The 22,190-nt window shown below is 66.4% G+C and carries 23 protein-coding genes; 9 read left to right on the forward strand and 14 right to left on the reverse strand.

Annotated elements, in window-relative coordinates; all coding sequences use genetic code 11:
• Positions 1–212: 212 nt before the first annotated feature.
• The 4 genes from ACWC0C_RS45630 to ACWC0C_RS45645 all read right to left on the reverse strand — a co-directional run bounded on the left by ACWC0C_RS45630 (position 213) and on the right by ACWC0C_RS45645 (position 2,868).
• The gene (locus ACWC0C_RS45630) at positions 213–458 is read right to left on the reverse strand and encodes a hypothetical protein (protein ID WP_450870895.1); all 246 of its coding nucleotides are present in this window, start codon (positions 456–458) and stop codon (positions 213–215) included.
• 102 nt (positions 459–560) lie between these two features.
• The gene (locus ACWC0C_RS45635; protein WP_450870897.1) at positions 561–920 is read right to left on the reverse strand and encodes a hypothetical protein; all 360 of its coding nucleotides are present in this window, start codon (positions 918–920) and stop codon (positions 561–563) included.
• Positions 917–1,492 carry a hypothetical protein gene (locus ACWC0C_RS45640; protein WP_450870899.1) on the reverse strand — a complete coding sequence of 192 codons (576 nt, stop codon included), beginning with the start codon at positions 1,490–1,492 and terminating at the stop codon, positions 917–919. Before ACWC0C_RS45640 ends, ACWC0C_RS45635 begins: the two co-directional genes overlap by 4 nt.
• Positions 1,493–1,653: 161 nt before the next feature.
• Positions 1,654–2,868, reverse strand: a complete 1,215-nt coding sequence (locus ACWC0C_RS45645; protein ID WP_450870900.1) for a DUF3427 domain-containing protein — start codon at positions 2,866–2,868, stop codon at positions 1,654–1,656.
• Between the two features lie 222 nt (positions 2,869–3,090).
• Here ACWC0C_RS45645 and ACWC0C_RS45650 point away from each other — a divergent pair, with 222 nt between their 5' ends.
• Positions 3,091–3,321, forward strand: coding sequence for a hypothetical protein (locus tag ACWC0C_RS45650; protein ID WP_450870902.1), 231 nt, complete (start codon positions 3,091–3,093; stop codon positions 3,319–3,321).
• On the opposite strand, the gene ACWC0C_RS45655 is transcribed toward ACWC0C_RS45650, so the two are convergent.
• From ACWC0C_RS45655 to ACWC0C_RS45700, 10 genes are all read right to left on the reverse strand, one after another.
• Entirely contained in the window at positions 3,308–4,990 is a 1,683-nt protein-coding gene (locus ACWC0C_RS45655) for a hypothetical protein (protein WP_450870904.1), read from the reverse strand. The two genes, ACWC0C_RS45650 and ACWC0C_RS45655, sit on opposite strands and share 14 nt — an antisense overlap.
• A gap of 663 nt (positions 4,991–5,653) precedes the next feature.
• Positions 5,654–6,430: a hypothetical protein gene (locus ACWC0C_RS45660; protein ID WP_450870906.1), complete on the reverse strand. Its 777-nt coding sequence runs from the start codon at positions 6,428–6,430 to the stop codon at positions 5,654–5,656.
• Between the two features lie 47 nt (positions 6,431–6,477).
• Positions 6,478–7,062, reverse strand: a complete 585-nt coding sequence (locus tag ACWC0C_RS45665; protein WP_450870907.1) for a hypothetical protein — start codon at positions 7,060–7,062, stop codon at positions 6,478–6,480.
• A gap of 35 nt (positions 7,063–7,097) precedes the next feature.
• Positions 7,098–8,027: a deazapurine DNA modification protein DpdA family protein gene (locus ACWC0C_RS45670; RefSeq protein ID WP_450870908.1), complete on the reverse strand. Its 930-nt coding sequence runs from the start codon at positions 8,025–8,027 to the stop codon at positions 7,098–7,100.
• 420 nt (positions 8,028–8,447) lie between these two features.
• Positions 8,448–9,659 carry a DUF932 domain-containing protein gene (locus ACWC0C_RS45675; RefSeq protein ID WP_450870910.1) on the reverse strand — a complete coding sequence of 404 codons (1,212 nt, stop codon included), beginning with the start codon at positions 9,657–9,659 and terminating at the stop codon, positions 8,448–8,450.
• 504 nt (positions 9,660–10,163) lie between these two features.
• Positions 10,164–10,595, reverse strand: a complete 432-nt coding sequence (locus ACWC0C_RS45680) for a hypothetical protein (protein ID WP_450870912.1) — start codon at positions 10,593–10,595, stop codon at positions 10,164–10,166.
• A 374-nt stretch (positions 10,596–10,969) separates the two neighbouring features.
• Positions 10,970–11,224 (reverse strand): hypothetical protein, encoded by a 255-nt coding sequence (locus ACWC0C_RS45685; protein ID WP_450870913.1) that lies wholly within the window; start codon positions 11,222–11,224, stop codon positions 10,970–10,972.
• Positions 11,225–11,536: 312 nt separating this feature from the next.
• Positions 11,537–11,755, reverse strand: coding sequence for a hypothetical protein (locus ACWC0C_RS45690; RefSeq protein WP_450870915.1), 219 nt, complete (start codon positions 11,753–11,755; stop codon positions 11,537–11,539).
• Positions 11,756–11,831: 76 nt separating this feature from the next.
• The gene (locus ACWC0C_RS45695) at positions 11,832–12,512 is read right to left on the reverse strand and encodes a hypothetical protein (RefSeq protein WP_450870916.1); all 681 of its coding nucleotides are present in this window, start codon (positions 12,510–12,512) and stop codon (positions 11,832–11,834) included.
• Positions 12,513–12,532: 20 nt separating this feature from the next.
• The gene (locus tag ACWC0C_RS45700; protein ID WP_450870917.1) at positions 12,533–13,588 is read right to left on the reverse strand and encodes a M23 family metallopeptidase; all 1,056 of its coding nucleotides are present in this window, start codon (positions 13,586–13,588) and stop codon (positions 12,533–12,535) included.
• Between the two features lie 335 nt (positions 13,589–13,923).
• On the opposite strand from ACWC0C_RS45700, the gene ACWC0C_RS45705 reads away from it, so the two are divergent.
• Genes ACWC0C_RS45705 through ACWC0C_RS45740 form a run of 8 tightly spaced genes read left to right on the forward strand, consistent with a single transcriptional unit; the run spans position 13,924 to position 22,132 of the window.
• Positions 13,924–14,244: a hypothetical protein gene (locus tag ACWC0C_RS45705; RefSeq protein ID WP_450870919.1), complete on the forward strand. Its 321-nt coding sequence runs from the start codon at positions 13,924–13,926 to the stop codon at positions 14,242–14,244.
• Positions 14,244–15,044: a hypothetical protein gene (locus ACWC0C_RS45710; RefSeq protein WP_450870921.1), complete on the forward strand. Its 801-nt coding sequence runs from the start codon at positions 14,244–14,246 to the stop codon at positions 15,042–15,044. Before ACWC0C_RS45705 ends, ACWC0C_RS45710 begins: the two co-directional genes overlap by 1 nt.
• Positions 15,022–15,465 carry a hypothetical protein gene (locus tag ACWC0C_RS45715; protein WP_450870923.1) on the forward strand — a complete coding sequence of 148 codons (444 nt, stop codon included), beginning with the start codon at positions 15,022–15,024 and terminating at the stop codon, positions 15,463–15,465. The genes ACWC0C_RS45710 and ACWC0C_RS45715 overlap by 23 nt, the downstream gene beginning before the upstream one ends.
• Before the next feature lie 4 nt (positions 15,466–15,469).
• Positions 15,470–16,762, forward strand: coding sequence for a hypothetical protein (locus ACWC0C_RS45720; RefSeq protein WP_450870925.1), 1,293 nt, complete (start codon positions 15,470–15,472; stop codon positions 16,760–16,762).
• Positions 16,763–16,795: 33 nt separating this feature from the next.
• On the forward strand, positions 16,796–18,295 hold the full coding sequence (locus ACWC0C_RS45725) for an SCO6880 family protein (RefSeq protein WP_450870927.1): 1,500 nt from the start codon (positions 16,796–16,798) through the stop codon (positions 18,293–18,295).
• Positions 18,296–18,298: 3 nt separating this feature from the next.
• A complete protein-coding gene (locus ACWC0C_RS45730; RefSeq protein ID WP_450870928.1) occupies positions 18,299–19,660 on the forward strand; it encodes an ATP/GTP-binding protein in 1,362 nt (453 codons plus the stop codon).
• Positions 19,657–21,525: a type IV secretory system conjugative DNA transfer family protein gene (locus ACWC0C_RS45735; RefSeq protein WP_450870930.1), complete on the forward strand. Its 1,869-nt coding sequence runs from the start codon at positions 19,657–19,659 to the stop codon at positions 21,523–21,525. The genes ACWC0C_RS45730 and ACWC0C_RS45735 overlap by 4 nt, the downstream gene beginning before the upstream one ends.
• Positions 21,518–22,132, forward strand: coding sequence for a hypothetical protein (locus ACWC0C_RS45740; protein WP_450870932.1), 615 nt, complete (start codon positions 21,518–21,520; stop codon positions 22,130–22,132). The genes ACWC0C_RS45735 and ACWC0C_RS45740 overlap by 8 nt, the downstream gene beginning before the upstream one ends.
• The last annotated feature ends 58 nt before the right edge of the window (positions 22,133–22,190 follow it).

The raw sequence follows: 22,190 nt of genomic DNA on the forward strand, positions 1-22,190 counted from the left end.
GCGGGGGGTGTGAAGTGGTGACGCGGTATCGCCGGATACGGCCCGGGCCCGACAGGTGCCGCCCCCCGGCCGGGACCCGCCTGCCTTGCAGAAGCTCAAGCCAGGGGGCCCGGACGGTGGCGCTGTCCGGGCGGTCCATGAGTGCGCGTGCCGCTCACCCACGACGCGGTACCAGCAACCGTTCGCCCTGACTGCGGCCCTCGTGTGCTTCGCTACAGGCGGGGGCCGAAGTAGCCGCGTGGCGAGTCCTCGACCGTGACGGGCGGCCAGGCGCCCATGTCCTTCAGGTGGCTCTGGATGGTGTAGCCGTTGAACGGTGTCCAGCCGCACGCGCAGTACGGGGCGATCCCCACCATGGGCGGGACGATCGGCCGGTGGTCACCGGAGCAACTGCTGCAGTCGTGCTCGGGGTCTTCCATGGGGTGCTGAAGGAGGAGCATCGGCTTGGGCTCGGGCATGTTGGTGATCCCTTCGCTGGCATAGGGAACTGGGTAGGCCGGGGCACTCCCTGGAGGCTGGCGCCCCGGGCGGTGAGCTCGTGTCTTGTTCTCCTGGCTCCCCTACAGCGCGAGCTGTTCCCCGTCCTCCTTGGCGGGGACGACCTCCCACACGCGCGGGGCGACCTGGACGTCGTTGCGGGCGCGCACCGGGCGTACTTGGTCCACGCTCACGCCGGCGTGCTCGGCCAGCGCCTTGCGCAGCAGGTCCGTGTCCCACATGCCGTGTTCCTGGGGAGAGACCACCTCGACGGCCACGGCGCGGCCCAGGCGGGCCGTCCACACTGCGGCGCGGTCGTCCCGGTACTTCTCGGTCACGCTGTAGCGGCGCGGGCGCTCGGCCTTGGTGCGCTCGGGCGTACCCTCGATACGCACAGCGCGCTCGGCGATGTCGGCAGTGAATACCTTGGTCTGTTCCGTCATCGGTGTGCTCCTGGGGGGGTGTGCGTGCTAATGCTTGCTGCCCAGTCGGCGAGCACTGCGAAGTCGTCTTCGGTCAGGCCCTTGCGTGGGTCCACCCAGTGCAGCAGGGCCGGGCCCGGGTGGTGATGGTCCACGTAAGCTCGGTCGACGTCGCAGATCTGATCGTCCACCCACGCAAACGGCCGCCCAGCCGCGTACGCAACGATCGGCCACGTTTTGACATAGGTGCCGTCGGGTCGGAGCGTCCACTGGTTGCCGAACTCGATAACGGGCAGGTCTTGCTCGCGCGGCAAGCCGATGCGCCATCCGATCCAGTCGTTGGCATCGTGCTCCCATGTCGTGGCCCACACCAGCTCGTACGGCAGCGCCATGAGCGCGGGGCCGTGCGCGGGGTTCAGCCACACCCGCAGCGGCTTCACACGGCGCTCGGGCATGCCGCCGTGCTGGGCAATCCAGTTGTCCGGCTTCATCCGGTGCGTCCGGTAACCAGCCGGGCGGCGGTGCGGCGGGGCACCGAACGGGTTCAGCGGCCCGTCCACGTCGAGCAGTAGCAAGGGCTTCGTATCTGCCATCGTTCGTCATCCTCTCTGGGCATGCGCGCGTTGTGGTTCTCAGTGGTCCAGGTCGACGGTGAGTTCTGCGCCCTCGCCGGGCGCGGCATCGGCGAGAGAGCGAGCAAGGCTGACGGCCGACGGCACCGCGTCTCGAGCTCGCGATGCCGTCGGGGGCATGTTCAGCGCTCAGACACCGACGCCGTCTCATCGGTGCTCGGGAGGGAGGCCCATACGTCGTCGGGGAGTGGATGGTGAAGGCGCCAGGTGATCGCCATGGGCTTGCTGCCTGTGTGCTGTTCGTATGTCGCGGGACCGAGCAGGATCCACGGCTGCGCCTTGCCGATGGCGGTGTCCTTGTTGACACGCACGAAGAGCAGAACGTGGGTGCCCTGCTGGGCGTGTTGCTGATATCGCTGGCCCGTAGGTGAGGTGCTCGCGGTCGAGTTCTGTGACTCCCAGTGGAACCGCGTGCGACTCAAGGCGTAGTCCTTGTACCGGACGGTTGGTGAGAAGTGGCGTTCGCTCTTGTTGAGGGTGATCAGCAGTGCGTCTGTCTTGTTCGCCGCATCCCACAGGACGCCTTGGGCGAAGAAGCCGGGGAGCTGTCCGCCGAGGCGGGCCACGCCCAGGGCGGCGAGGATTTCAGAGCGGTTGTACGCGTGGTGGACGCTCATAGGGATGTGGGCGTGCGGTCCTGCCAACGGCGCGGCAGGACGCAGCGACCTGCGCTGCATCAGATGCGTGAGGATCTGACGGATTTCGCTTCGCACGGCGGGCTGCTTGCGGAGGGTGTCGAGCCCTTCCTCGTAGGAGGTGAACCCTCCGGCCTTGTCCCAAAGGTTGAAGAAGAGCATCCGGGCGAGGGTCTTGTCCCGCTCCGGGAGGCTTTCGTAGGGGGTCGCGTCGTCGGCCACGAGCCGCGTGTAGGTCTCCGCGCGTTCGGTGTCGTCGGCGTGGAGGAAGACGTGCATGCGCTTGAGCAGGTCCTGTTCCCCTGGCGCGGAGGGGTGGGTTGCAAGGTCTGCGCGCCTCAGGACGGTCGTCCATGAGGTGTTGCCCCGGTACAGATCGGTGATGTCGCGGCCGCTCCGTTCAAGGAAGTCGGAAAGCTGGGTGACGCCGTGGGCTTTAGCTTCCTGCACAAGGTTGCTCAGGGTCGGTTTTGCCGTGCTGGCGCCGGTGGGCTTGTCGAGTTCGGTGTGAGGCATGTGTCTGTTTCCTTTTCGTATCGGAGTCGCCGTGCGGGTGTCGCAGGGCCGGTGGCGCTTCCACCAGATGAACCGGCAGACCGTGGGGCATCCCGGGCCATCCTTGACGTGATGCGGCGGGTCTGCTCCGGCGTTCCCGCACTCCCCGCGCACCTGCAAACTATGCAATTGATCGATGCCATTCAATAAAAGGACATAGATCCGGAAGGCCGTACGGTGGTCTTGGCTGGCGTAGGAAAGGAAAGCCCCGACTGAGCCCCACGCCGCTCTTCTCTTGCAGTTGCTCGCTGTTGCCGCTGCCGTGCCCGCCGCGTGCACACAGCAGCGACGAGGGACCGTCGGTGTGATCCTCAGACTTGGCACCCTGGCCGTGCGGGGCATCGCGTTGCCTCTTGCGTGCGTTGCAGAGTGGCGGCGCGCCACGGAGGCGCCGCGCCCGACGAGCTGCGCGGAAACCTCAAGCCGGTGACGGTTCCGGCCCTTGAGATCCTCAGCGCCTCCGAAGCGTGGCGCGGGCGGATGGTCCACGAGCGTCCGTCGCGGGTGGCGAATTTGGTGCTGCCCAGGGCCGCCCGGTTCCCCGTCGACGGGGCCCGGGCCGTGGTGCCCGGGCTCGTCGGCGAGGTCAGTGCCAGGTGATCAACTCGCGGGGGGTTACGGCGAGTGGATGCCATGGGCTGGACACAGCTCCCTGCACGGCGCCCGCCTCCGAGGGCAGTGTCGCGCGGAGAACGGTGCGCTCCTGAGGGGGCACATCGAGCTGGTACAGCGTCGCCTGGTAGTCGGCGACCGGCTCATACCAGTCCTCACCCTGGACCGCGGCTGAGACGGCCGCGCCCACGAACTTGCTCACAGCGTCGGCGATCATCTGTGCGATGTTCCGGGTGCCCTTCGCGCCAGCGCGGGTGGGGATGTAGGTCCACGGGTAATCCCGGGGGAAGCCGACGAGGGCTCCAAGATCCGACAAGGTGATCTTTGTGGTGCCTTCTCCCTGGGGGACGTCCGCGGGGCGGAAGCGGATTCCATACCAGGGTGCGGTGACGCACTGCCCGATGTCGTTGAGGGGGAAGCTGCCGCCGCCCAATGGCTTGCCCGTCTTGGGGTTCAGCTTCCGCTTGCCGCGCGTGTCGGCCCACCAGTCTTCGGGGAGGTTCAGCGCGGTGGCCACGGTGACGACCGGAAGTGCGGGGCGGCCCTGGTAGGGCTCGATGCGCCGGTCAAGCTCCGGCGCCCAGTCGGGCAGCTCGCCGGTGCGCTTGAGTACGTGCGCCCACATCTCGCGGGCCGCCGCCTCACCGTCCACGTGTTCGGCGTACCGGGGCTGCCCGTAGCGGGTTGCCACCATCCAGGCTCGTTCCCGGTGGGTGGCCGCTCCGTAGTCGGCCGCGTCCATGATCTGCCAGGAGCACCATGCCCAGCCGAAGCCCTCCGTACTGGTGATCTCGGACTGTATGGCCTCTGCCAGGGCCGGGGTCTGCCGGAGCAAGTTCGCTGACTGCTCCATGGTGATCGACACCAGGGGGGCGCCGATCTGCACCAGGCACATGGGCCAGATCAGCATCTCCGCCATCAGCGCCGTGCGCTCGTCGGACACCACCGAGGCGGCCCACTCGCGGAACTGGTCGGGGGTCATGCAGGGGGGAAGGAGACCACCGCCGCATTGTTCTCCCCACCCGTCAGCGTCCGGGTGGTCCTCCATGCCGTCGAGTACGTCGCCGAAGTAGCCGTGCGGGCCGCCGTAGAGGGAGCACAGGTCGTCGACCTCCAGGAAGCCGAACGCCTCGCTGGCCTGCCACATGATCGACTGAAGCTCCGAGATCTCATCGCTGTTCCACGCGGACCGCTTACCCGCGTCGGAGAGGGTCTGGCACGGCGGCGATCCGTGGAATCGGCGGGTGCAGCGCAGGGCAGGGTGGCGGGGGTCGAGCGTCCTGATGTCCGCCTCCACTACCCAGTGACCAGCTGCCCGGGCTGTGGCCGCCGCGTCCCGGTTGTTCTCGATGAGCGCCCAGTCGCCGCGATCGTCGACCAGGCCGCGACCGGCGGACATGCCGCCGGGGCCGCCGAAGGCCTCGACTCCGCGCTCCGGCTCACCCTCCTGCCAATCCCGTGCCCAGTGCGGGGGGTACGGCGCGGCGAAGGCCGTGCAGTCCTTGCAGTCCGCGCACGTCGCACCGGCGCCGCAGACGGTGCAGTCGGCGCAGGTCCACCCGTCCCACCCGAACACGGCCGGCCGGAAGCCGTTGGCGTACGGACGTCCCTCCTCATCCGTGACTTCCGCGGTAGGTGTCGCGGTCATCGCGCTCATCTGAGCCCCTCCCCTGTCGGTGTCTTTAGGCCGCCCTCCCGGCCACACCTGCAAACTATTTAATTAGGGATCTCTATTCAATGAGCTGGGGAGGGTACAAAGCTGCTCTGACCTGCGTATACGCCCTCGCGTAAGACGCCTTACTACGGCCTCCCGGGCGGCATCTCCGCTCTTCTTGGTGGCCGCTTTTGCTTTCCTTTGCGATGCCGGCCAGTGGTGATCAGGGACGGCTAAGGATCGCGTGGGTCCCGATTCGCCTCCATACGACATGGCGGGTTCCGCGAAGGCGTTCGGGTCCGTACGCCCATGTGGCCCGGCCATTCGGGCCCCATGTCAGCTCGAAAACCCCACGCGCCACCTGTAGGCCCCTGATCCGCAATCCTGGGCGAAACAGGCCGGCTTCAAGATCTGGGACGAATTCCTCGAGCACCACTCGCTGGAATCGCTGGCGCTGTGCTGGGGCGAGCTTGGCGAGATCAGATGCGAAGCGCTGCGACGTCTCGTAGGTCGGCATGGCCTTCTCTATGGATAGCAGGTTCGCCCCCGACTGTTGCCGGGGGCGATCTCGGTTGATGGGTGCCAGCGCCCGGCCCTTTGGGGCAGCCGGCCCTGAGCCAGCCCGGGACGGGCGCCTTCGCAGCGGGCGCCACGAAGGCGGCTGCCTCAGCGGGAATGGGCGTGGGACTTTCCTGCGGCTGCCCAGTTGATGCGGGACGCCCCGGCTGCGATCTGGGCGAGCGCGGCGCGCGCAATGGCGGGATTGAGACTGCTGTCGAAGAGCCGCTTGGCGTCGTCGGGTGCCAGGCCGAGCGCGGTCGCGGCGACCACCTCGACGTTGAAGAGCAGCCCTTGGCGCTCGACCAGGCGGCGCCAGGCAAGGCGGCGGCAGTGGGCATAGCCAGCAAGGTGCGCCGCCCAGCCGGCTGTGCACATCCGTACGTCTTCGGAGAGCTCGTCTCCCGGGAACAGCTCCTCGGCACCGCTGAACCAACGGGTCTGGTCAAAGCGAAGGGGCTCAGTTTCGATGCAGCTGAGGAGCATCTGGGCGAAATTCGCCGCAGGATGATCGGCGGGGGCCGGGCGGGACATCAGCGGGGTTATGGCGAGTCGGGTGAGGCGGCCGCTTCGACGGCGGCTGAAGCATTGAGCGTGACCGTCCCGGCTCAAGACGTGCAAGACGTCCCCGACCCCGATGGCTCGCGTGCCGTAGGGCCACGGAATCCCTTCGGCGTCGTAGCCCTCGTGGTTTCCGAGCAAGTACGCAGTCTCAGCGGCCTCTCGCCTGCTCGAGCCCCGGACGACCAGCTGGAGGGGGCGGTCGTCCTCAGGATCCAGGAACGCGGTCAGCCAGTCCGTGGGCTGGTAGTCGGCGTATTCGGCGCGCGGAGCGGGCGGGTTGCTCTGGTTTCGGAGGGGAGTGACGGTGAAGGCTTCGGACATGGCGAATTCCTGCTCGGGTCGTTGGTAGGGACAGGTCGGGGCAGTACTCAAGAGCAGTTGGATGCCTGGCGCAGGTGCTCGACTTCACCGGTGCGGAGATGTACGCGGAGGACGTCCTCGTGGTCCGGTGGGTCGAGCTCGGCGAGCCGGCGAAGGGCGCTGCGCAGGTCGGGGTCCGTCAGTTCGGCAGCGAGGTTCTCTTCGGCAGTGGTGCAGGCGTGGACGTTGGTGACGGCGTTGCCGAGGGTGGGGATGCCTTCCCGGGGAGAAAGCGCAGCGATGAACGGGCTCCAGGTGGCTTCCCCGTGTTCCTCGATGGTTGTGAAGTACGCTGCTTCGTCCCGAAGTTCGCGGTCTGTGTCGTCCAGAAAGGCGCGGACACGCTCGGCCAGCAGGGCTGATAGTGCCTCCTGCATGACGGGGGGTATCGCGTCAGCCAGGGCATCCAGGACGCCAAGCGGAAGCAGGCGGAGTACCTGCTTGGCCTGCTCCGGCGTTGAGAGGATCGCGGCTATTTCGGCGGGAGTTGGCGGCATGGTGATGGTTCTCTCTGAATCGAATGCGGGGTCCAGGCGGTTTAGGCCGGCTCGCCCGCAGGGCAAGCCGCAAACTATGGACGCCAGGATGTTCATTCAATGGGTGGGCTGATTTCGGGGGCGCCTCGTGATCAGTGCCAGTCCAAAAGGTCCCCGGGGGTTGCGGCAAGGGGATGCCAAGGTCGGTCTTGTCCAGGCTGAGCCTTCAGGCACAGGGTGGTTTGCCGGGGACTGCGCACTGAGGCGATGATCCGTTCGCGCCAGCGCATTGCCCAGCGGATGCAGTTCGAGCAGGACTTATGCTTGCCGACGCATTCGGGCAGCGGGCCGGTTTTGGTGGCCGCCCAGCGGGCGTCGGCGGACCAGGCGAGCGAGTCAGCCGAGGCGAGGAACTCTGCGCAGGTGGCGAGCGCGTCGCCTTTGAGTCCGTAGCCGTGCAGGCGCAGGCCCATATCGGCGAGCGTGGAGAGGATCGCGTATACGTCGCGGACGTTGGTGCGCCTGCAGACGGAGCCGACGCCGACCCATGGGAAGGCTTTCAGGTCGATGCCGCGCCGCTCGTATTCCTCAACGCAGCGGACGTAGTCGGGGACCTTCCAGCCCTGGACGGTGGGGTAGATAGCGAGGGAGTCATCGATCGACATGAGGTCGATGAAGTTGCCCACAGTGAGGTCGATGTGGCGTGCCACGGACAGGCCGGTCTTGGCGACCATGTCGGGCTCACACATCGTGTCTTGCGGACCAGCCCAGCGCATCCGGCCGATCTCGTCGCGGAACCGGGACAGGTCGCGGACGTACTGGAGGGGGCTGACGGTCCAGGCGCCGTTTCGATCGATCTCGGTGAAGGCGCCGGAGTCGCACATCCAGCTCTCGGCAGCGCGAGGCAGTCGGGCCATGTCAACAAGGGTGTTCCGGGATACGCACATCGGGACGTTCCAGGTCGACAGCCAGTTCGCGTGATGGCCGCCAAGCCAGAACATCGGCCCCTCGGGCGGGCAGTCGCTCGGGGCGAAGCCAAGGCCATACTCGCACCAGCACAGACACGGCGACATGGCGCACATACCGCAGTCCTCGCACTGATCGTGTCGGCAGTGCCCACAGGTGTAGCGGTTCCAAGGGGCGCAGGTGCATGTTTCGGGCCATGGATTCCACTTGGGCAGGGGGCGCCACCTGGGGGTGGCCGGCGCCTTGGTGAACTCGGCGGTGGTCGTGGCTTCGTCGCGAATCAACGTGATCTCCGTCGCTGGGGAAAGGCTGGCCCGAGTGAGAGCGGGGGTGGGGTCTTGGCGCCTCGGTTGTTCATTTCAGGCTGTGTCTCGCGTGGCAGGCACCGACGTCCATGGCTGGGCGATGAGTGCTTGATGCCTGCTGCCTCTGCCGTGCAGCGGCAGCGCATCAGGCCGATGCGTGCTGCTCGGCCTTGACGGTGGGTCAGGAGTCGGGGCCCGCAAATGTGGGGCCCCGACTCAAGAACTTCGCGATCAGCGCGCGGCGAGGGCGAGTGCTTCGAGTGCCTTGACTTCGAGGGCGTGGGCGGCGTCCGCGTCCTCGATGGTCTGGGCGACAGAGGTGAAGGCCTGCATGACTCCGCCGGCTGTGGTCTGGCCGCCCTTGATGAAGTGGCGCAGGATCGCGTCCGCGGTCTCGTCCGGAATGCTGAGCTGCCTGGTGACTTCCTTCACGGTCGTACCCGGGTCGTTGATCTCGGTCGCGGCCCGCTCAGTGACGCGTTCGATGACCTTCTCCACGTAGTTGTGGGAGAGGAAGTGGGCGACGGCGTCGGCGGTCTTGGACGTGATGAGTTCGAGTTCCTTGGTCTGGGTTGCCACGGACCAGTCGATCGTTCCCTCCTCCAGCCGGGCACCCAGGTGGACCGCCTGCATGGTGTCCTGCTCGATCGTCATGCCGTTGCGGCAGACGCGGAACACCGCTCGCGGGATGATGCTGACGGCTCCGCAGCCGACCTCGGAGTTGGTGATGACCAGACCGGCGTGAACTTCCGGGAGATCGGCTCCGGTCTGCCCGGAGAACGGGGACCGGTAGTCCTTGAGCAGCTCGCGGGCGGCGACTGCGACCTGCGGGGCCTCGATGCGGACGTACATCCTGCGGTCGCTGAGGTCGCAGCTGGTGACCTCGCCCGGGTGCCCGGCCTGATGGATGCCGTCCAACGCGGCTACGAGTACGTCGAGGTTGTCCATCACCTTGTACTTGTCACTCAGCAGGGCGCGTGCCACGCCAGTTCCCCTGCCGCGGTCCTGAAGGGTGCGAACCATGAACTTGCGGCTCGGCGTGCTCGCGAGCCAACCGTTGATGTTCGCGTCGTACAGGCCGATCTGCTCGCGCCGGGTCTTCTTGAGGTAGCCGACCGGGATCCCCAGCTTGGCACCAGCCTGCTCGTCAAGGACTTCCGTCGGCAGGAGCAGTGCCTCCGCGCGCCCCACGCCGTTCGCGGTGATCGCCGTCGGGTCCCCGGCGATTCGAAGCATCCCGCCCTCCATACGCAGGTCGGAGGCGGAGGTGACGATGTCCACCTTTGAGTCCCGCTGGGCGCGCAGAAGGGACACCATGTCGTCAAGGGTTGCGTTCCGCGCTCCCGTGATGCCTTCCACCGTGGGAGCGACGCGCGCGATCGTCCCGGCCGCTGTGCTGCCCTGGGGCTCCGCGGCGAACAGCGTGTTGAGGTCGAATTCCATCTTCTGTTCCTCCGTCTCCGCGTGTCCGGACTCCCCGGCCACACCTGCAAACTATGTAAATGAGCAATTCCATTCAATAGATGGCGAGACTGGTCAGTGCGGCGCCGGATCGGGCGGAAACCTAGCCTCAGCTTGTGAGGAGCCTGCCCTCACGGCCCAACGGTCTGGCCTCGGCAAGGCGGCCCGCGCGGCAACGCTGCCGGCCCCTCCTTGCCAGCTCCGTCGTATCCAGGTGAGCTACGGGGAGCCGCCCGAGGTACGGCAGCTCCCCCTTGCCGGTGCAGGCCGCCGCAGCCGCCCGCACCGCTAAGACGTTCCCCGCCTCACGAGGTCTTGCCCGGCGGAGGCACGTGGGGCCTGGCGCATTTCGCAGCGTGGCCCTCCGACCATTCCGACAAGGGGCGGAAGCGTGTCGCCATGCTCCACGTCACACAGACGCTGACCACACGCAGTGTTGATCAGCTCGAAATCGTGCTTCGCGGGGTCGTCGGAGATGCGGATCGGCTAGTCGTCCCAAGCGACTCCCGCAGCAGCGGGCGTGGTGCTGACCTCCTTGGCCGCGGCGGCGATGGCCCATGCCTGTGCCGCGCCCTGGTCATCCTGCCCGCTTGCTGCTTCACGCGGGGCGAAGGTCTCCAGTACTCGGCAGCCCTCGTCGGGGGCTTCGGTTGTCAGGCAATCGCAACCTGTAGCCGCATGGCGGAGCAGGTGTATGTAGCTCGTACCGCGGAAGTGCCCTGCCTCGTTGAGCGTGGCCAGTTCGCGGCGCACGTCAGGCAGTAGGGCGCGTGCGGTTTGAGGAGTCTCCAGCATGTCGCAGAACTCCCAGCCGACGGCAATGCCGTCGCGCTCGGCGTACAGCGCGTAGGACCCGGTGGAGATGTGTGCGGGTTGATCGGCGATCTCAGGGACCGACACGTTGGCTGTCAAGTTCACGGGATGCTCCGTTTCGAGGAAGGTCGAGGCGTGCGGTCCCCACGGCAAGCACCGGCAAACTATTCAATTACTGCATTACATTCAATACCCAGCTAATTGTCGCGGCCGGTGCTTCCGGCACCTGTGGGCGAGGTAGTCCTGAGCGTTGGTCGGCTGAGGGGCGGCATTAGCAGTCGAGGCTCGTCGTCGCTAGCCTGCCCTGCCTGTACCGGACTTCGCGGGTGTCCTGTTGTGAGCCGGGTGCGGACGCGCGAGTGGCTCGCGCGTCTCTCACCTGTATCGAGCGGCAACTAGCCTGGGCGCCTTCCTTGGGGCGGTCTGCCCGCACGGGGCGCTGCAGCACTGGAGGAGAGGACCGCACACCACTCAGCGTGCTATCGCGGGGCCTTGATCGAGCTGTCCCAGGCCGGATCGGCGAGCACGGCATTGCTGGTGGAGTCCCAGGCGGGGTCTCCGGGCGTTGCCTGGCTGGTGGCGCCGGTCGGTAGCGCGCTGCTGACTGTGATGCCGGCGGCCACGGAGAGACTCAGTATTGCGGCAGCCTCCGCGGCTCTCCTGCGGAACGCGCGAAAGCGGGTGGGATGCTGCGCCAGGCGTCGGGTACGGCTGGTCCCGGCTGCTGTGGACAAGGGTGCCTCCATCAGTTGAACTTGGTCTGGGCACCTAGTCTGCACTCGCAGAACGGGACGCGCGAGGAGCGGCGGCCAGAATGCCTATGCTCCTCCCGTACGGCGCTGTTGAAGGGCTCAAGTGTCCCGTGCCTGGCGGGACGAAGAGGACGCGGCAGAGGGCCTGAGAAATGGCGAGGGCCAGCAACCGCCCCTGCACCAAGTGCTCGAGGCACCGCGATCGATACTGTCGCGGCCTGGAAGGGGTTGCTGGCCCGTCGGTCCACCAGAGTAGCGCGCGCCGGCCATGGTCCGCCACGGCCGGTGTGCCAGCTACTGTTCGCGCGAGGCCTTGCTCCGCCGGTGCCTGCAGGTTTTCGCGATGAAGGCCGCGGCTGCGGCGTATCCGAGCAGGGAGTACCAGCCGTCCGGCGCTACTACGCGCCAGGTCCAGCCGCTGCCGAGGTAGGTGGCGCCGAGCGCGATGGTCACGGCGAAGTAGAGCAGGCCGACCACCATCACGAGCTCGGCGAAGGTGAGTCTCCGTCGCATCACGGTCTTCCCTTCTGCTCGTGGGCCGGACATGGTGTGCCAGCCACGAAAGTCAATAGATCATACGGGACTCGGATCAGCCCGTGCTCTCTGTTACTGCGGTCAGGGCCGCGTGGTGGCGCAGCAGGCCCAGTCGAGCCATTCCTTCGGCGAGCGCGTGTCGGCTTTGAGCTGCGCTTTCGGACCGCTGGCGGCGCCATGAGGCGACGGCGTTGTCGGCGCATAGGAGGGTGAGGCAGGGGTTGTTCTGCTCGTTTCGGGTCTCCGCGAGCCAAAGCCACGTTTCAGCGGCAGCCTCGAAGTTCCCGGTGAGCCAGGCGAGGTGCGCCCAGTCCTCGGCGGCATGGAGAGTGACCGGGTGTTCGGCGCCGTACTGCATGGTCAGGTCGATGACGAGACTCTGGGCGTGATCGGCCGCTGCCGTGGGTCCGCCGTTCGTGATGAGCTGCCTGGTGACCATCAGGCGTTCCTCCAGCTCGGGCGGGAGGCCGGCAGGGAGTGGACGAGCCGGTGGCGTCTGGTCCGGCGGGGTGATGGGGAGGTGCAGGGTCTCCGATGAGCCTTCCTGTTCGATGTGTGCTCGCAGGATCAGTTCGGGTCGGGCGCGGGACCTGAGGTGGGCGAGGGCGGTCTCGGTGGGGGTGCGTCCTGCAGGGATTGGGATGGCGCCGCCGTCAACCGTCACGGTGTTCGAACCGATGGCCAGGTGGGTGGAGATGCTGCGAGGCTTGCGTGTGCCGGGGGCTTGGGGGCTCATGGTGCTCCTCAGGGATGTGATCAGATGGTGATGCCGCGTTCCCGCATGTACTTCACGGGGTCGATGTCGCTGCCGTAGGCAGGTCCGGTCCGTGCCTCGAAGTGGAGGTGCGGTCCGGTGACGTTTCCCGTGGCGCCGCTGAGGCCAATGACCTGGCCTGTCTTGACGGCCTGGCCGCTTTTTACGTCGACGCGTGACAGGTGGGCGTACTGGGTGTAGCTGCCGTCGGACATCTTCAGGACGACGTTGTTGCCGTAGCGTCCGCCCCATCCAGCCTCGATGACGGTGGCATTTCCGACGGCGTGGACTTCTGTGCCGGTGGCGACAGGGAAGTCCACTCCGGTGTGCCTGCCGGAGGACCACATCGATCCTCCCGCCTGGTAGTTGTGGGTGGCCTTGATGCCGACCGGGGCCTGCCATGCACCTGAGGCTTTCGCCGCATTGCCGTTGCCGCCGGACTGCTCGCAGTCGATGACGTCCGCTCCCCATACCTGGGCGACGAGCTTGCCAGCGCTCGTCTCCCACTTCGCGTAGGCGTCGGGGAATCCGGACTGCTGGACGCCTTGGGCTACGTGGGCCAGGTCCTTCGTGTCCCAGTTGGGGATCTTCACCAGTGCGTCGTAGAACTTGTTCGACGCGTGGATGGGGTCTGTTACCTGGGCGGCGGTGCCCCATCCCTGGCTTGGGCGTTGCTGGAAGAGTCCTTGGCTGTCACGGTCTCCGTTGTGCAGGTTGCGCAGGGTTGACTCCTGCATGGCGGTGGCGACGGCGATCACTGCGGCGCGAGGCTTGAGGTTCCGTGTCCGGGCGACGTTGGTGATGACGGCCGCGTTCTTGGTTTGCTCTTCGTTCCAGGACGGCTGCGTCTGGTCTCCGCGTGGGCTCAGCGGAACCTGAGGGCGTTGTGCAGTTCGTCCATCAGCAGTGGATGCCTTGACGACGCACTGGCTGGCGGCTGTCGCCGACATGTCACTGGTGTCTGACCCACCGGCACCAGCAAGCAGGAGCACGAGCGCGAGCACCGCGATGGCTGGACTGAGCAGGACGGCTATTCCGATCAGCGGTGCTTTCCGCATTTACCCTCCGAGCGTCCCGCTGGACGGGCCGCTCCAGGAGCGGGTTTCCCGTGGTGCGGGCAGCGACAGTGCATCGTGCCCGCCAGGCGGAAAGGGCTGCGATGCGTGCTGAATTGGCCTCTAACGTCGTGCGCCGTCAGCTAGTCACGGAGGTGTCCGAAGAATCCAAGGCGGGACTTTACTTCACGCCGATAGCGAATAGTCAAGCTCCTCCCGCGTGGCGGGAACTGGACCTCGACTATTCGAACTGCGCGAGTTTTTCCTGCTTTCGGACCAAGTGGCAACAGTTCGGCGCTCTTGCGGTTGCAGGGCACCGAGTTAGCAGGGAGGTAGGCATGGTCGGGGCCATACAGAACGCCACCACTTTGGCGGGCGGCGTAGGCGACCTCGTGAACGGACTGAGCCCCGACTGGGGACCGTTCAGCGCGGTCGGCTCAAAGGCGCGGACGATCATTCAGGTTCTGATGGCGGCCGTGGTGCTGATCCTTTTCGGCATGGCGATCTGGGGCGCCTGGCAGATCCGTGTCGGGAATTCCCAGCAGAACACCATGGATGTAAAGCAGGGCAAGACCATGGTGATTAGCGCCTTGGCGGGCCTGTTCCTCGTCGCCTCCATGTCGACGCTCTTCGGAATCGTCTTCGGTATGGGGGTCTGATGCCCAAGAAGGCCAAGACCCCCGCGGCAGGAACTCGGATGCTGGTCTCCGAGTCCACGAGTGCCGACTCGGGGAGGCGCCGGCCTCCGCTGCGTCTGTTTATTGGCGTGTTCGCCGCTGCGGTCCTTTTCGTCGCTCTGCTGGTTTCGCTGACCGGACAGGGTGGCGGCTCCTCCGGGGGCGACAAGCCCGGCACGGCGGGCGCGTCTCAGGCGCTTGGCAAGCCGGGCGGTAGCGGCGGCAAGACCAAACCCACGGCCAAGGCAGCCGGTGTGCCCGTGGGCTATCCCCAGTCAAAGGATGGTGCGGCGGCTGCGGCGGCGAATTTCGAGATCGCACGCTCGAGTCGGTCGTACATCACCAACAAGCCGTACCGGGACAAGCTGATCGGGCAGATCATGGCGCCCGCATCGGTTGCGAACCAGATCAGCCAGGACGACCAGGCCACCGCGGAGCTCATCGCGGGCTTCGGCCTCCAGGATCCAAAGGCCTCCGGGCTGCTGCTCCGATCCGCCTGCCTGGGAACCCGGGTGACGAGCTACTCGAACCAAGTGGCGTCGGTCGACGTGTGGATGACCTCCGTAGCCGGGGTCCCGACGGACAAGGCCAAGCTGCCCGTCTCAGCCAGCTGGACAACCTACACCTACAACCTCCAGTGGCGTGATGGCGACTGGAAGGTCACATCCATCGCTTCCGTCGACGGCCCCACCCCACTGCAGTCAGATGGCTCCTCGCCTTCCTCGATGCAGACCTTCCGCACAGCTGAGGAGGAGTTCGATGCGCCGCCGTATGTGGGCTAACGCTACGTGCCGCCTGACAGCCCTCCTCCTCGGCCTGCTGATCGCCGTGGTGGCTGGGTCAACCACGCTGGCGACCCCGGCCGCAGCCGCTCCAGCAGCAGTCCCCGCCAAGGCTCCCGAGCTCGGCGGCATCGATCTGCCGTGCGTACTGCCAGCGGGCCTGTGCAAGGACCTCAAGGACACCGGAAACAAGGTCATCGACAAGACGATCGATGGTGCGAAGTGGGTGTGTGACAAAGCCAAAACCGTCTGCGAGGTGGCCGGAGACGCCGTCGACGGTGCAGTCAGCAGCGTGAGCGACGCAGCCGGCGCGGTCAGTGACACGATCGACTTCGCCTCAGACCCGCTTGGCTACTTGGCCAAGAAGTCCACGCCAGCGATCGGCAAGTTGATCGAGGCCATAGCCACGGACGGGACGTGATCCCGTGCTGCAGATCGACTGGAGCAATCCCGGCTTCCTCAAGCTCTACAGCATGGTCTTCGCCCTGGCGACCATCTTCACCTGCATCGCCTGGCTGATCGCCATCGTGAAGCGCGTCGCCCGCGGCGTGAACCCAGGCACAGCCATTGGGGAGTCCATCGGGCACCTCTTGCTCTCGGTGATCGTGACTGCCTTCGCACCCGCGATCATCGCGACCGTCGTCGACCTCGTCGACGAGATGGCCATCAGCATGTTCAGACCCTTCCTCGCTGACATGGCACTGACAGGCGCCTTCGTCGTAGTGCTGCTTGCCGCGCTGGCAGCTTCCGGGGTGGGGCTGCCCATCGCACTGGCGCTGATCTTCTTCTTCCTGACTGTGGGGGTCGGCCTATTCCTCATGCTCGTCGCCCGCAACGCCTTGATCTTGACCGGCGTTGTCTTCGGCCCGGTTGTGTTTGCCGGGCTGGTGGACAGAGATCTGTGGGGTCACACGAAGAAGTACATCGGGATCATCACGGGAATCATCATGTCCAAGTGGATCATGATGGTGGTCCTGGCGATGATTCCGGCTCTGTTCGGCGGCATGTTCCGTCACCCCCCGTCCGGCTTCGGCAAGATCCTGAGCACTCTGCTGATCATCCTGGCGCTGTTCCTCATTGCCGGCTTCGCGCCCTGGCAGGTGTCCAAGTTCGTTCCGATGTTCGGTGACGAGATCCAAAACCTCGCCCAGCACCGCGACCTGGCGATGCAGAAGGGCAAGGAGGCCTGGTCCAAGGCACGAGGGAGCAACAGCGATGACGAGATGCAGGACAAGGGGACTTCCGGAGGTGCGGATGTCCCAGGCGTAGGCGGGGGCGGAAGCGAAGGCGAACTCGCCGGAGCAGGGGCAACAGCTGCGGCAGGCCCTGCTGGGCTTGGGGTGATGGGAGCTCAGAAGGCTGAGGAGCAGAAGGAAGAGGCCGAGCAGGAAGTCAAGGGCGCGGTTGACCAAGGATTCGACACCGCCAACATGGGCAACGACGACGCAGGCGCCATGAGCTCGGGCGGTGGCTTGTCTGATGGCTCGGGCGGTAGCTCTGAGCCGGGTCCCGACCAGCCTGGTGGAGCTGGGGGCATGGGCGGAACTCCCCAGCTCGGTGCCGGAGGCGGCGGAAGCGGTGGAGGCGGGTCGTCTTCGACGCCGAGCGACGTGCCACAGGCTCCGACCCCGCAGACAAACGTTCTGTCCGGCGGTGAAGCACCTCCTCCCCCGCCGACCAGTGAGTGGCCCGACAGCAACCCCTCATCCCCCGCCTGACTCAGGCTCATCTGAACTGGAGGTGAGCTTGCTGTGGCACGCTCATTCACGTTCCCGAGGCCCCGTCCGCGCGGATTCCTCGGTCGAAAGTTCGAGGCCGACGAACAGTTGGTCCTTGGTGCAGGAGCCGTCCTAACCGTCATCTCGCTGGCAGCCCTGCCCGGAATACCCCTCAAGATCGTCGGATCGGTCGGCGTTGCCCTGTTCACCGCTTGGGCGGTGCTCATCCCCTTCCGCGGGCGTACTTACCTGCGATGGTTCGAAATCCAGCGCTCATACCGGCGGGGGCTGCGCAACGGCTCGCTGCTGTACCGGTCCACCGCGCCGCTCGCCGGGCGCTGGGGCGACGGACGTCCGGCCGCCGTCACTGCGCCGGCGGGTGTCCCCCCGCGCATGGAGTGGTTCGAGGCACGGACCGGATTCGGAACCGTCGCTGTCCTGCTGCAACCCAGTGAGGCGATGTTCAGTGCCGTGGTCGAAGTCGAGGGGATGAAGCACTTCGGCGGCCTGGACGCCGAGGACAAGGAAAGCCTCATCAGCGCCTGGGAGTTCCTGCTGCGCAGTACCGCCGAGTCGGGGGGCCGCATCCAACGCGTGCAGTGGCTTTCCAAGATCATCCCAACGGATCCCAATGCTCACATTCGCGACGCTGCCACGCGCCGTGACCCCAATGCGGCAAGCTGGCTGGACGCCTCGTACGAGCAGCTACTGAAGCGGGTGGCCATCTCCGCAGAGGATCGCCGCCTCTTCCTCGCGCTCGGTATTCCCTACAGCCGTGACCTCGTCGAGGAGGCCAGCCGGTACAGCACGCTTGCCGAGGGCTACGGCATCGTCCTCGGCAAGGAGATCGAGACATTCATCCGCAACCTGGGCCGAGCCCAATTGCGTTGGGTCCGCAGCCTCGACGAGGCGGCGCTGTCTTCTCTCTTCCACCACAGCTATGCGCCCGGGCACTGGCTGGACGACAACCGCGGCATGGACCGCTCCACGGCCTGGCCGGCCGAGGTCGACGCGCGGGACGAGACCCTCATCGCCGCCCGAGGCTTCGAGGCGGACGAGCCGTGGTACAGCGCGACAGCCTGGGTGAAGCAGTGGCCGACGATGCCGGTCGGGGTCAACTTTTTGGCACCGCTCCTGCTCTACGTCCAGGACATGATTTACACCGTCGGGGTCACGATGGAGCTCGTCCCCGGGGAACGCGCGCTGGCCGAGGCACTCTCGGACGTGACCTCGGAGATCGGCCAGGCCGATGACACCCCAGGCAAGCTACAGGACCCCCGCGAGCGGCGGGAGATTCGCGCTGCCGCGGGGACGGTCGAGGAGATTGCTGCTGGAGCCTCGGGCGTGCGGCTGACGGGCTGGGTCACGGTGACCAGCTCCGACAAGGAAGAGCTGATCCGGCAGAAGAACGACATCCGGGCCGCAGCTGCCAAGTGCCAGCTGACGCTGGAGTGGTGCGATAAAGAGCAGTGGCGCGCGTTCGCGAACACGCTGCCCTTGGTCGGCGGCATCCTTCCCGAAGGGCGGCGGTGACCCATGCTGCGCATGATCCTGCCTCAGTCCGCCACCCGTCGGCGCGCTGTGCGCACCACGACGATGCAGGCCTGTGGCCTGTATCCAGCAGTGGGCGCGCCCAGCCTGGATCCGCGTGGCGTCATCATCGGCCGGGAGATCTACAGCGGGCGGGCCTGGATCTACGACCCGTTCGTGTTGTACGACCCGACAGCCCGCGAACGCCTGGCCAGTGGACACGTCCTGGTGCTCGGCAAGTCCGGGCACGGGAAGTCCGCGCTGGAGAAGACTTACGTGCTCCGCCAGTTGCGATTTCGCAACAGGTCGTTCTGCATCCTCGACGCTCAGGGGGAAGACGGCCGGGGAGAGTGGGACCAGATCGCCCGCACCCTCGGCATCACCCCGATCCGCCTGGTCTACGGCGGCTCGGGCCAGGGTGTACGGCTCAACCCTCTGGATCCCCGGATCCCAGCCCGTCATCAATTCCGCGTGCTGTCCTCGATGGTCGAAATCCTGGCCGGCGCGCTGTCGTCAGAGACCGACTTCGCGCTGTCACAGGCCCACTCGGTGGCCCTGCAGGTCGCGGCTTCCGAGAACCGGGTACCGGTGCTGTCTGACGTCCATAATGCGCTGACCCACCCCATCGCGGCCAAGCTCGGCCAGCGCGAGATCAGCGCGGAAGACCTGGTGGTCTGGGGCCAGCCCGCCTCCCTCGCCCTGGACAAGCTATGCGCCCCGAATCGGGAGCTGGCTGGCCTGTTCAACGGCCCTACCTCGGAGGGCATCGATCTCGATGCGCGGCTGATCGTCTTCGACCTGGCGCAGCTGCCTCGCGAGGGTGTCGCGATGCCGCTCCTCATGGCCGTGATCGGGCCGTGGCTTCGATTCGGCTGGCTGAAGGAGGACGACGACGTCAAGAGGACGTTGATCGTCGAAGAGGCCTGGCACATCCTGTCCCACCGCGCTGTCGCCCGGCTGTTCGAGGAGTTCATGAGGTATGGCCGCAGGTTGGGGCTGAGCTTCTGGTCGATTCTTCATCACCTCGGTGATCTGCTGATCGCCGATGCTCCCGAAGCAGCTGCCATCCTCAAACTCAGCGCGACGCGCGTCATTTATCACCTGGATCAGCACGAGGCCGAGATCACGGCCGATTACCTGCAACTGCCCAAGTGGGCGGTGGCCGCCATCACGGACCCTGCCAACCTGTGCGCGCCCGGCCGAGCCGTGTGGCAGGTGGGCAAGCGGGTGTTGCTGGTCGAACATATCCGGTCGCAGACAGAGATCCAGCTGACGAACACCGACAGCAGGATGACGGAGAAGCGCACCGCGCCTTCTGAGGGCTTCACCGCTCCCGTTGTGCCTCTGCGCAAGGGGGGTGGCATGTGAACGGCAAGGTTGTCACCCCCCATAGCGGGATAAGGCTTCACCTGTTCCGCGACGGTTGGTGGCTGCTCGGGATCGCCGCGGTGGTCGCCGGGTCCTTCCTGATGTGGGTGTCCGCGGCCGTGTCCGGCCTGCTCAACCACGGACGGCTCGCCACAGTGTCCTGGTCGGAGGCGGGGCAGGCGCTGGTGAAACTGCCAGCTGACCCCCTGGACCCGGGGAAGGCATTCCCGCCCGGGGCCGGGGTGGGCCATGCACTCATCTTCTACCCAGTGCTCGTCGCCACCGCAGTGTGTACCGCAGTAGTCGGGCGCAAGGCGTGGCGACGGTGGTCAGCCTGGAACTCAGAGGGCACCGACGGCCTCGCCACCAAGCGCGAACTGGAAGCGGCTCTCGGCGAGGGCTACGCGCTGTCCCGACTTCCCGCCCTGCGCCCCAGTCTGGCCAAGCAGGCCAAGGCGGCCGGCGCCAGGACCAAGGCGCAGTCCCTCCTGCCGGCCCGGCTCCGCAAGGACGATCAGAAGCTGACCGTTGCCAAGCCCAGCGTCAAGACTGTCGCCGTCCACATCGGCGTGTCGGATCCCACGGGCGTCCCACTGTGGGTGCCGATTGAGGAAACCCTTCTTCTGGTCGCGCCACCCCGAGAAGGCAAGACGAGCCAGATCATCATGCCGGGAATCCTTGATTTCGAAGGAACGGTTCTGGCGACCAGTTCGAAGGTTGACATCCTTTACGCCACCGCAAAACTGCGGGAACGGCATGGCCCCGTGCAGGTTCTGGATCCGACTGCTCTTTCCGGGTGGCCGCACCAGTTGCGATGGTCACTCGTGGACGGCTGCGAGGATTTCACAACAGCTCGAAAGCGCGCCGAGACCCTCACGTCCACCACAAAATCGGAGGAGGGCACGAAAAATGGCGGCTATTTCGCGATGAACGCGCAGATCTTGATTACCTGCTGGCTTCACGCGGCCGCCCTGGAAGGGCTTGGGGCGATGAATTTGCTGCGCTGGGCCACCGCGCCCAGCATCCGAGAGCCGGTGGACATCCTCGCCAGGCACGGCCGGTCAGATCTTGCGCGCGCGCTCGCCGCCCAGCACGCCGCGGCGCCTGAGGAGCGCAGCGCCTCATGGCGTACTGCAGAGCAGAGCTTCACTGCGCTCTACGACCCCCTCGTGGCGCAGATCTTCGCCGCGGACCCGAAGGATCCGTCCCTGTTCAGCATCGAGCACTGGCTGCGCACCGGCGGAACGCTGTTCTTGATCGGCGAGGAGGACGAGGGGTCCAGCCTCGCTCCGATTATGGCGGCCTTCACCAGGTCCATTCTGGACACGGCGAAGAAGGTTGCCGCGAAGATGCCGAACGGGCGGCTCGACCCACCGCTTGGCTTCTTCGGTGACGAGTTGGCGAATGTCGCACCGCTCCCTCAGATTCCGTCTCTCATGAGCGTCAGCGGATCGCAGAACATTTTCGTTGTCGCCGTTCTCCAGAATCTCGCCCAAGCTCAGGAAAGGTGGGGCGAGATCGGCGTCAGAAAAATGTTCGCCGCAGCCACAGTGAAGGTAATTCTCGGTGGTGTCAGCGATGAGCAGGAACTGAAGACGTACAGCGCGTTGGCGGGAGAATTCGAAGAGGATACGGAGTCCATATCTGACAGTGGGGACAGCATGTCGGTCTCTGTGTCGACCCGGCGCCGGGCGGTGTTGGAGCCGGCTGACATCCGGATGATTCCCGAGCGGCACGGTCTGGTGGTGCACCGCCGCACCAAGGTCACCAAGGTCAAGTTCGAGCGTATCCATGAGAGTTCTCGCGCTGCGCAGATCAAGGCCGCGACGGACGCCGCCCTGCGGGAGGCGCAGAACAGTGGCTGAGAACGAGGACTTCGGTCTGGAGGAGCCGGAAGATGACCCGTTCCAGCCGCTGCTCGACGCGCTGGACGCCTTCAACGGCGAGCAGAAGATCATCACGAATCGGCTCACCGAGATCGAGCAGCAGCTCAGCACGCTCCCGCAGCAGGCTGCCGCCGGCGCGGTGGGCAGCGGACCGGCGGGCGGCGCCCCTGCCGAGGGCGAGCGGGTGCCGGGGGCGGCCATCGACTGGCGCACCGTGCCGGAGGATCAGTACCAGGAGCTGTGGGACAAGTTCGTGGACTGGGTGCTGTGGCTGGCCGACGAGTTCGAGCTCTCGACCGATCAGCTTCCGCGCCAGTGCTGGTATCTACACGGCGCGGCGCGCCAGGAGCTCACCGCACTGTGGACAGGGTGGGAGTCCGCCTACAACCCGACAGGGCAGGATGCGGCCGCCGGGCCGTATTTGTGGCACGACGCTCTGGCACGGGTGCTGGAGCGCCTTCCTCGGATGTACCTGGGCGAGTGCGCGAACGGCTACCACCAACCCCGCACCCGGGTGCCGTTCTCAGGCAGCGCCGAGTACCGCGATGCAGTGCGGGGGCAGGTGAGCCCGCCGCAGGGAGCCTGAGCGTCGACACGTCATGCAGGTGGGCCTGCCGACCCCAGAACATCTGGGGTCGGCAGGC

Source organism: Streptomyces sp. NPDC001709 (assembly GCF_053596375.1).

Bases quoted from the DNA above. Each gene is read 5' to 3' on its own strand.
- ACWC0C_RS45630 (WP_450870895.1), bottom strand. From the start codon at position 458: ATGCCCGAGCCCAAGCCGATGCTCCTCCTTCAGCACCCCATGGAAGAC.
- ACWC0C_RS45635 (WP_450870897.1), bottom strand. From the start codon at position 920: ATGACGGAACAGACCAAGGTATTCACTGCCGACATCGCCGAGCGCGCT.
- ACWC0C_RS45640 (WP_450870899.1), bottom strand. From the start codon at position 1,492: ATGGCAGATACGAAGCCCTTGCTACTGCTCGACGTGGACGGGCCGCTG.
- ACWC0C_RS45655 (WP_450870904.1), bottom strand. From the start codon at position 4,990: ATGAGCGCGATGACCGCGACACCTACCGCGGAAGTCACGGATGAGGAG.
- ACWC0C_RS45660 (WP_450870906.1), bottom strand. From the start codon at position 6,430: ATGTCCGAAGCCTTCACCGTCACTCCCCTCCGAAACCAGAGCAACCCG.
- ACWC0C_RS45665 (WP_450870907.1), bottom strand. From the start codon at position 7,062: ATGAACATCCTGGCGTCCATAGTTTGCGGCTTGCCCTGCGGGCGAGCC.
- ACWC0C_RS45670 (WP_450870908.1), bottom strand. From the start codon at position 8,027: ATGTGCGCCATGTCGCCGTGTCTGTGCTGGTGCGAGTATGGCCTTGGC.
- ACWC0C_RS45675 (WP_450870910.1), bottom strand. From the start codon at position 9,659: ATGGAATTCGACCTCAACACGCTGTTCGCCGCGGAGCCCCAGGGCAGC.
- ACWC0C_RS45690 (WP_450870915.1), bottom strand. From the start codon at position 11,755: ATGCGACGGAGACTCACCTTCGCCGAGCTCGTGATGGTGGTCGGCCTG.
- ACWC0C_RS45695 (WP_450870916.1), bottom strand. From the start codon at position 12,512: ATGAGCCCCCAAGCCCCCGGCACACGCAAGCCTCGCAGCATCTCCACC.
- ACWC0C_RS45700 (WP_450870917.1), bottom strand. From the start codon at position 13,588: ATGCGGAAAGCACCGCTGATCGGAATAGCCGTCCTGCTCAGTCCAGCC.
- ACWC0C_RS45705 (WP_450870919.1), top strand. From the start codon at position 13,924: ATGGTCGGGGCCATACAGAACGCCACCACTTTGGCGGGCGGCGTAGGC.
- ACWC0C_RS45710 (WP_450870921.1), top strand. From the start codon at position 14,244: ATGCCCAAGAAGGCCAAGACCCCCGCGGCAGGAACTCGGATGCTGGTC.
- ACWC0C_RS45715 (WP_450870923.1), top strand. From the start codon at position 15,022: ATGCGCCGCCGTATGTGGGCTAACGCTACGTGCCGCCTGACAGCCCTC.
- ACWC0C_RS45730 (WP_450870928.1), top strand. From the start codon at position 18,299: ATGCTGCGCATGATCCTGCCTCAGTCCGCCACCCGTCGGCGCGCTGTG.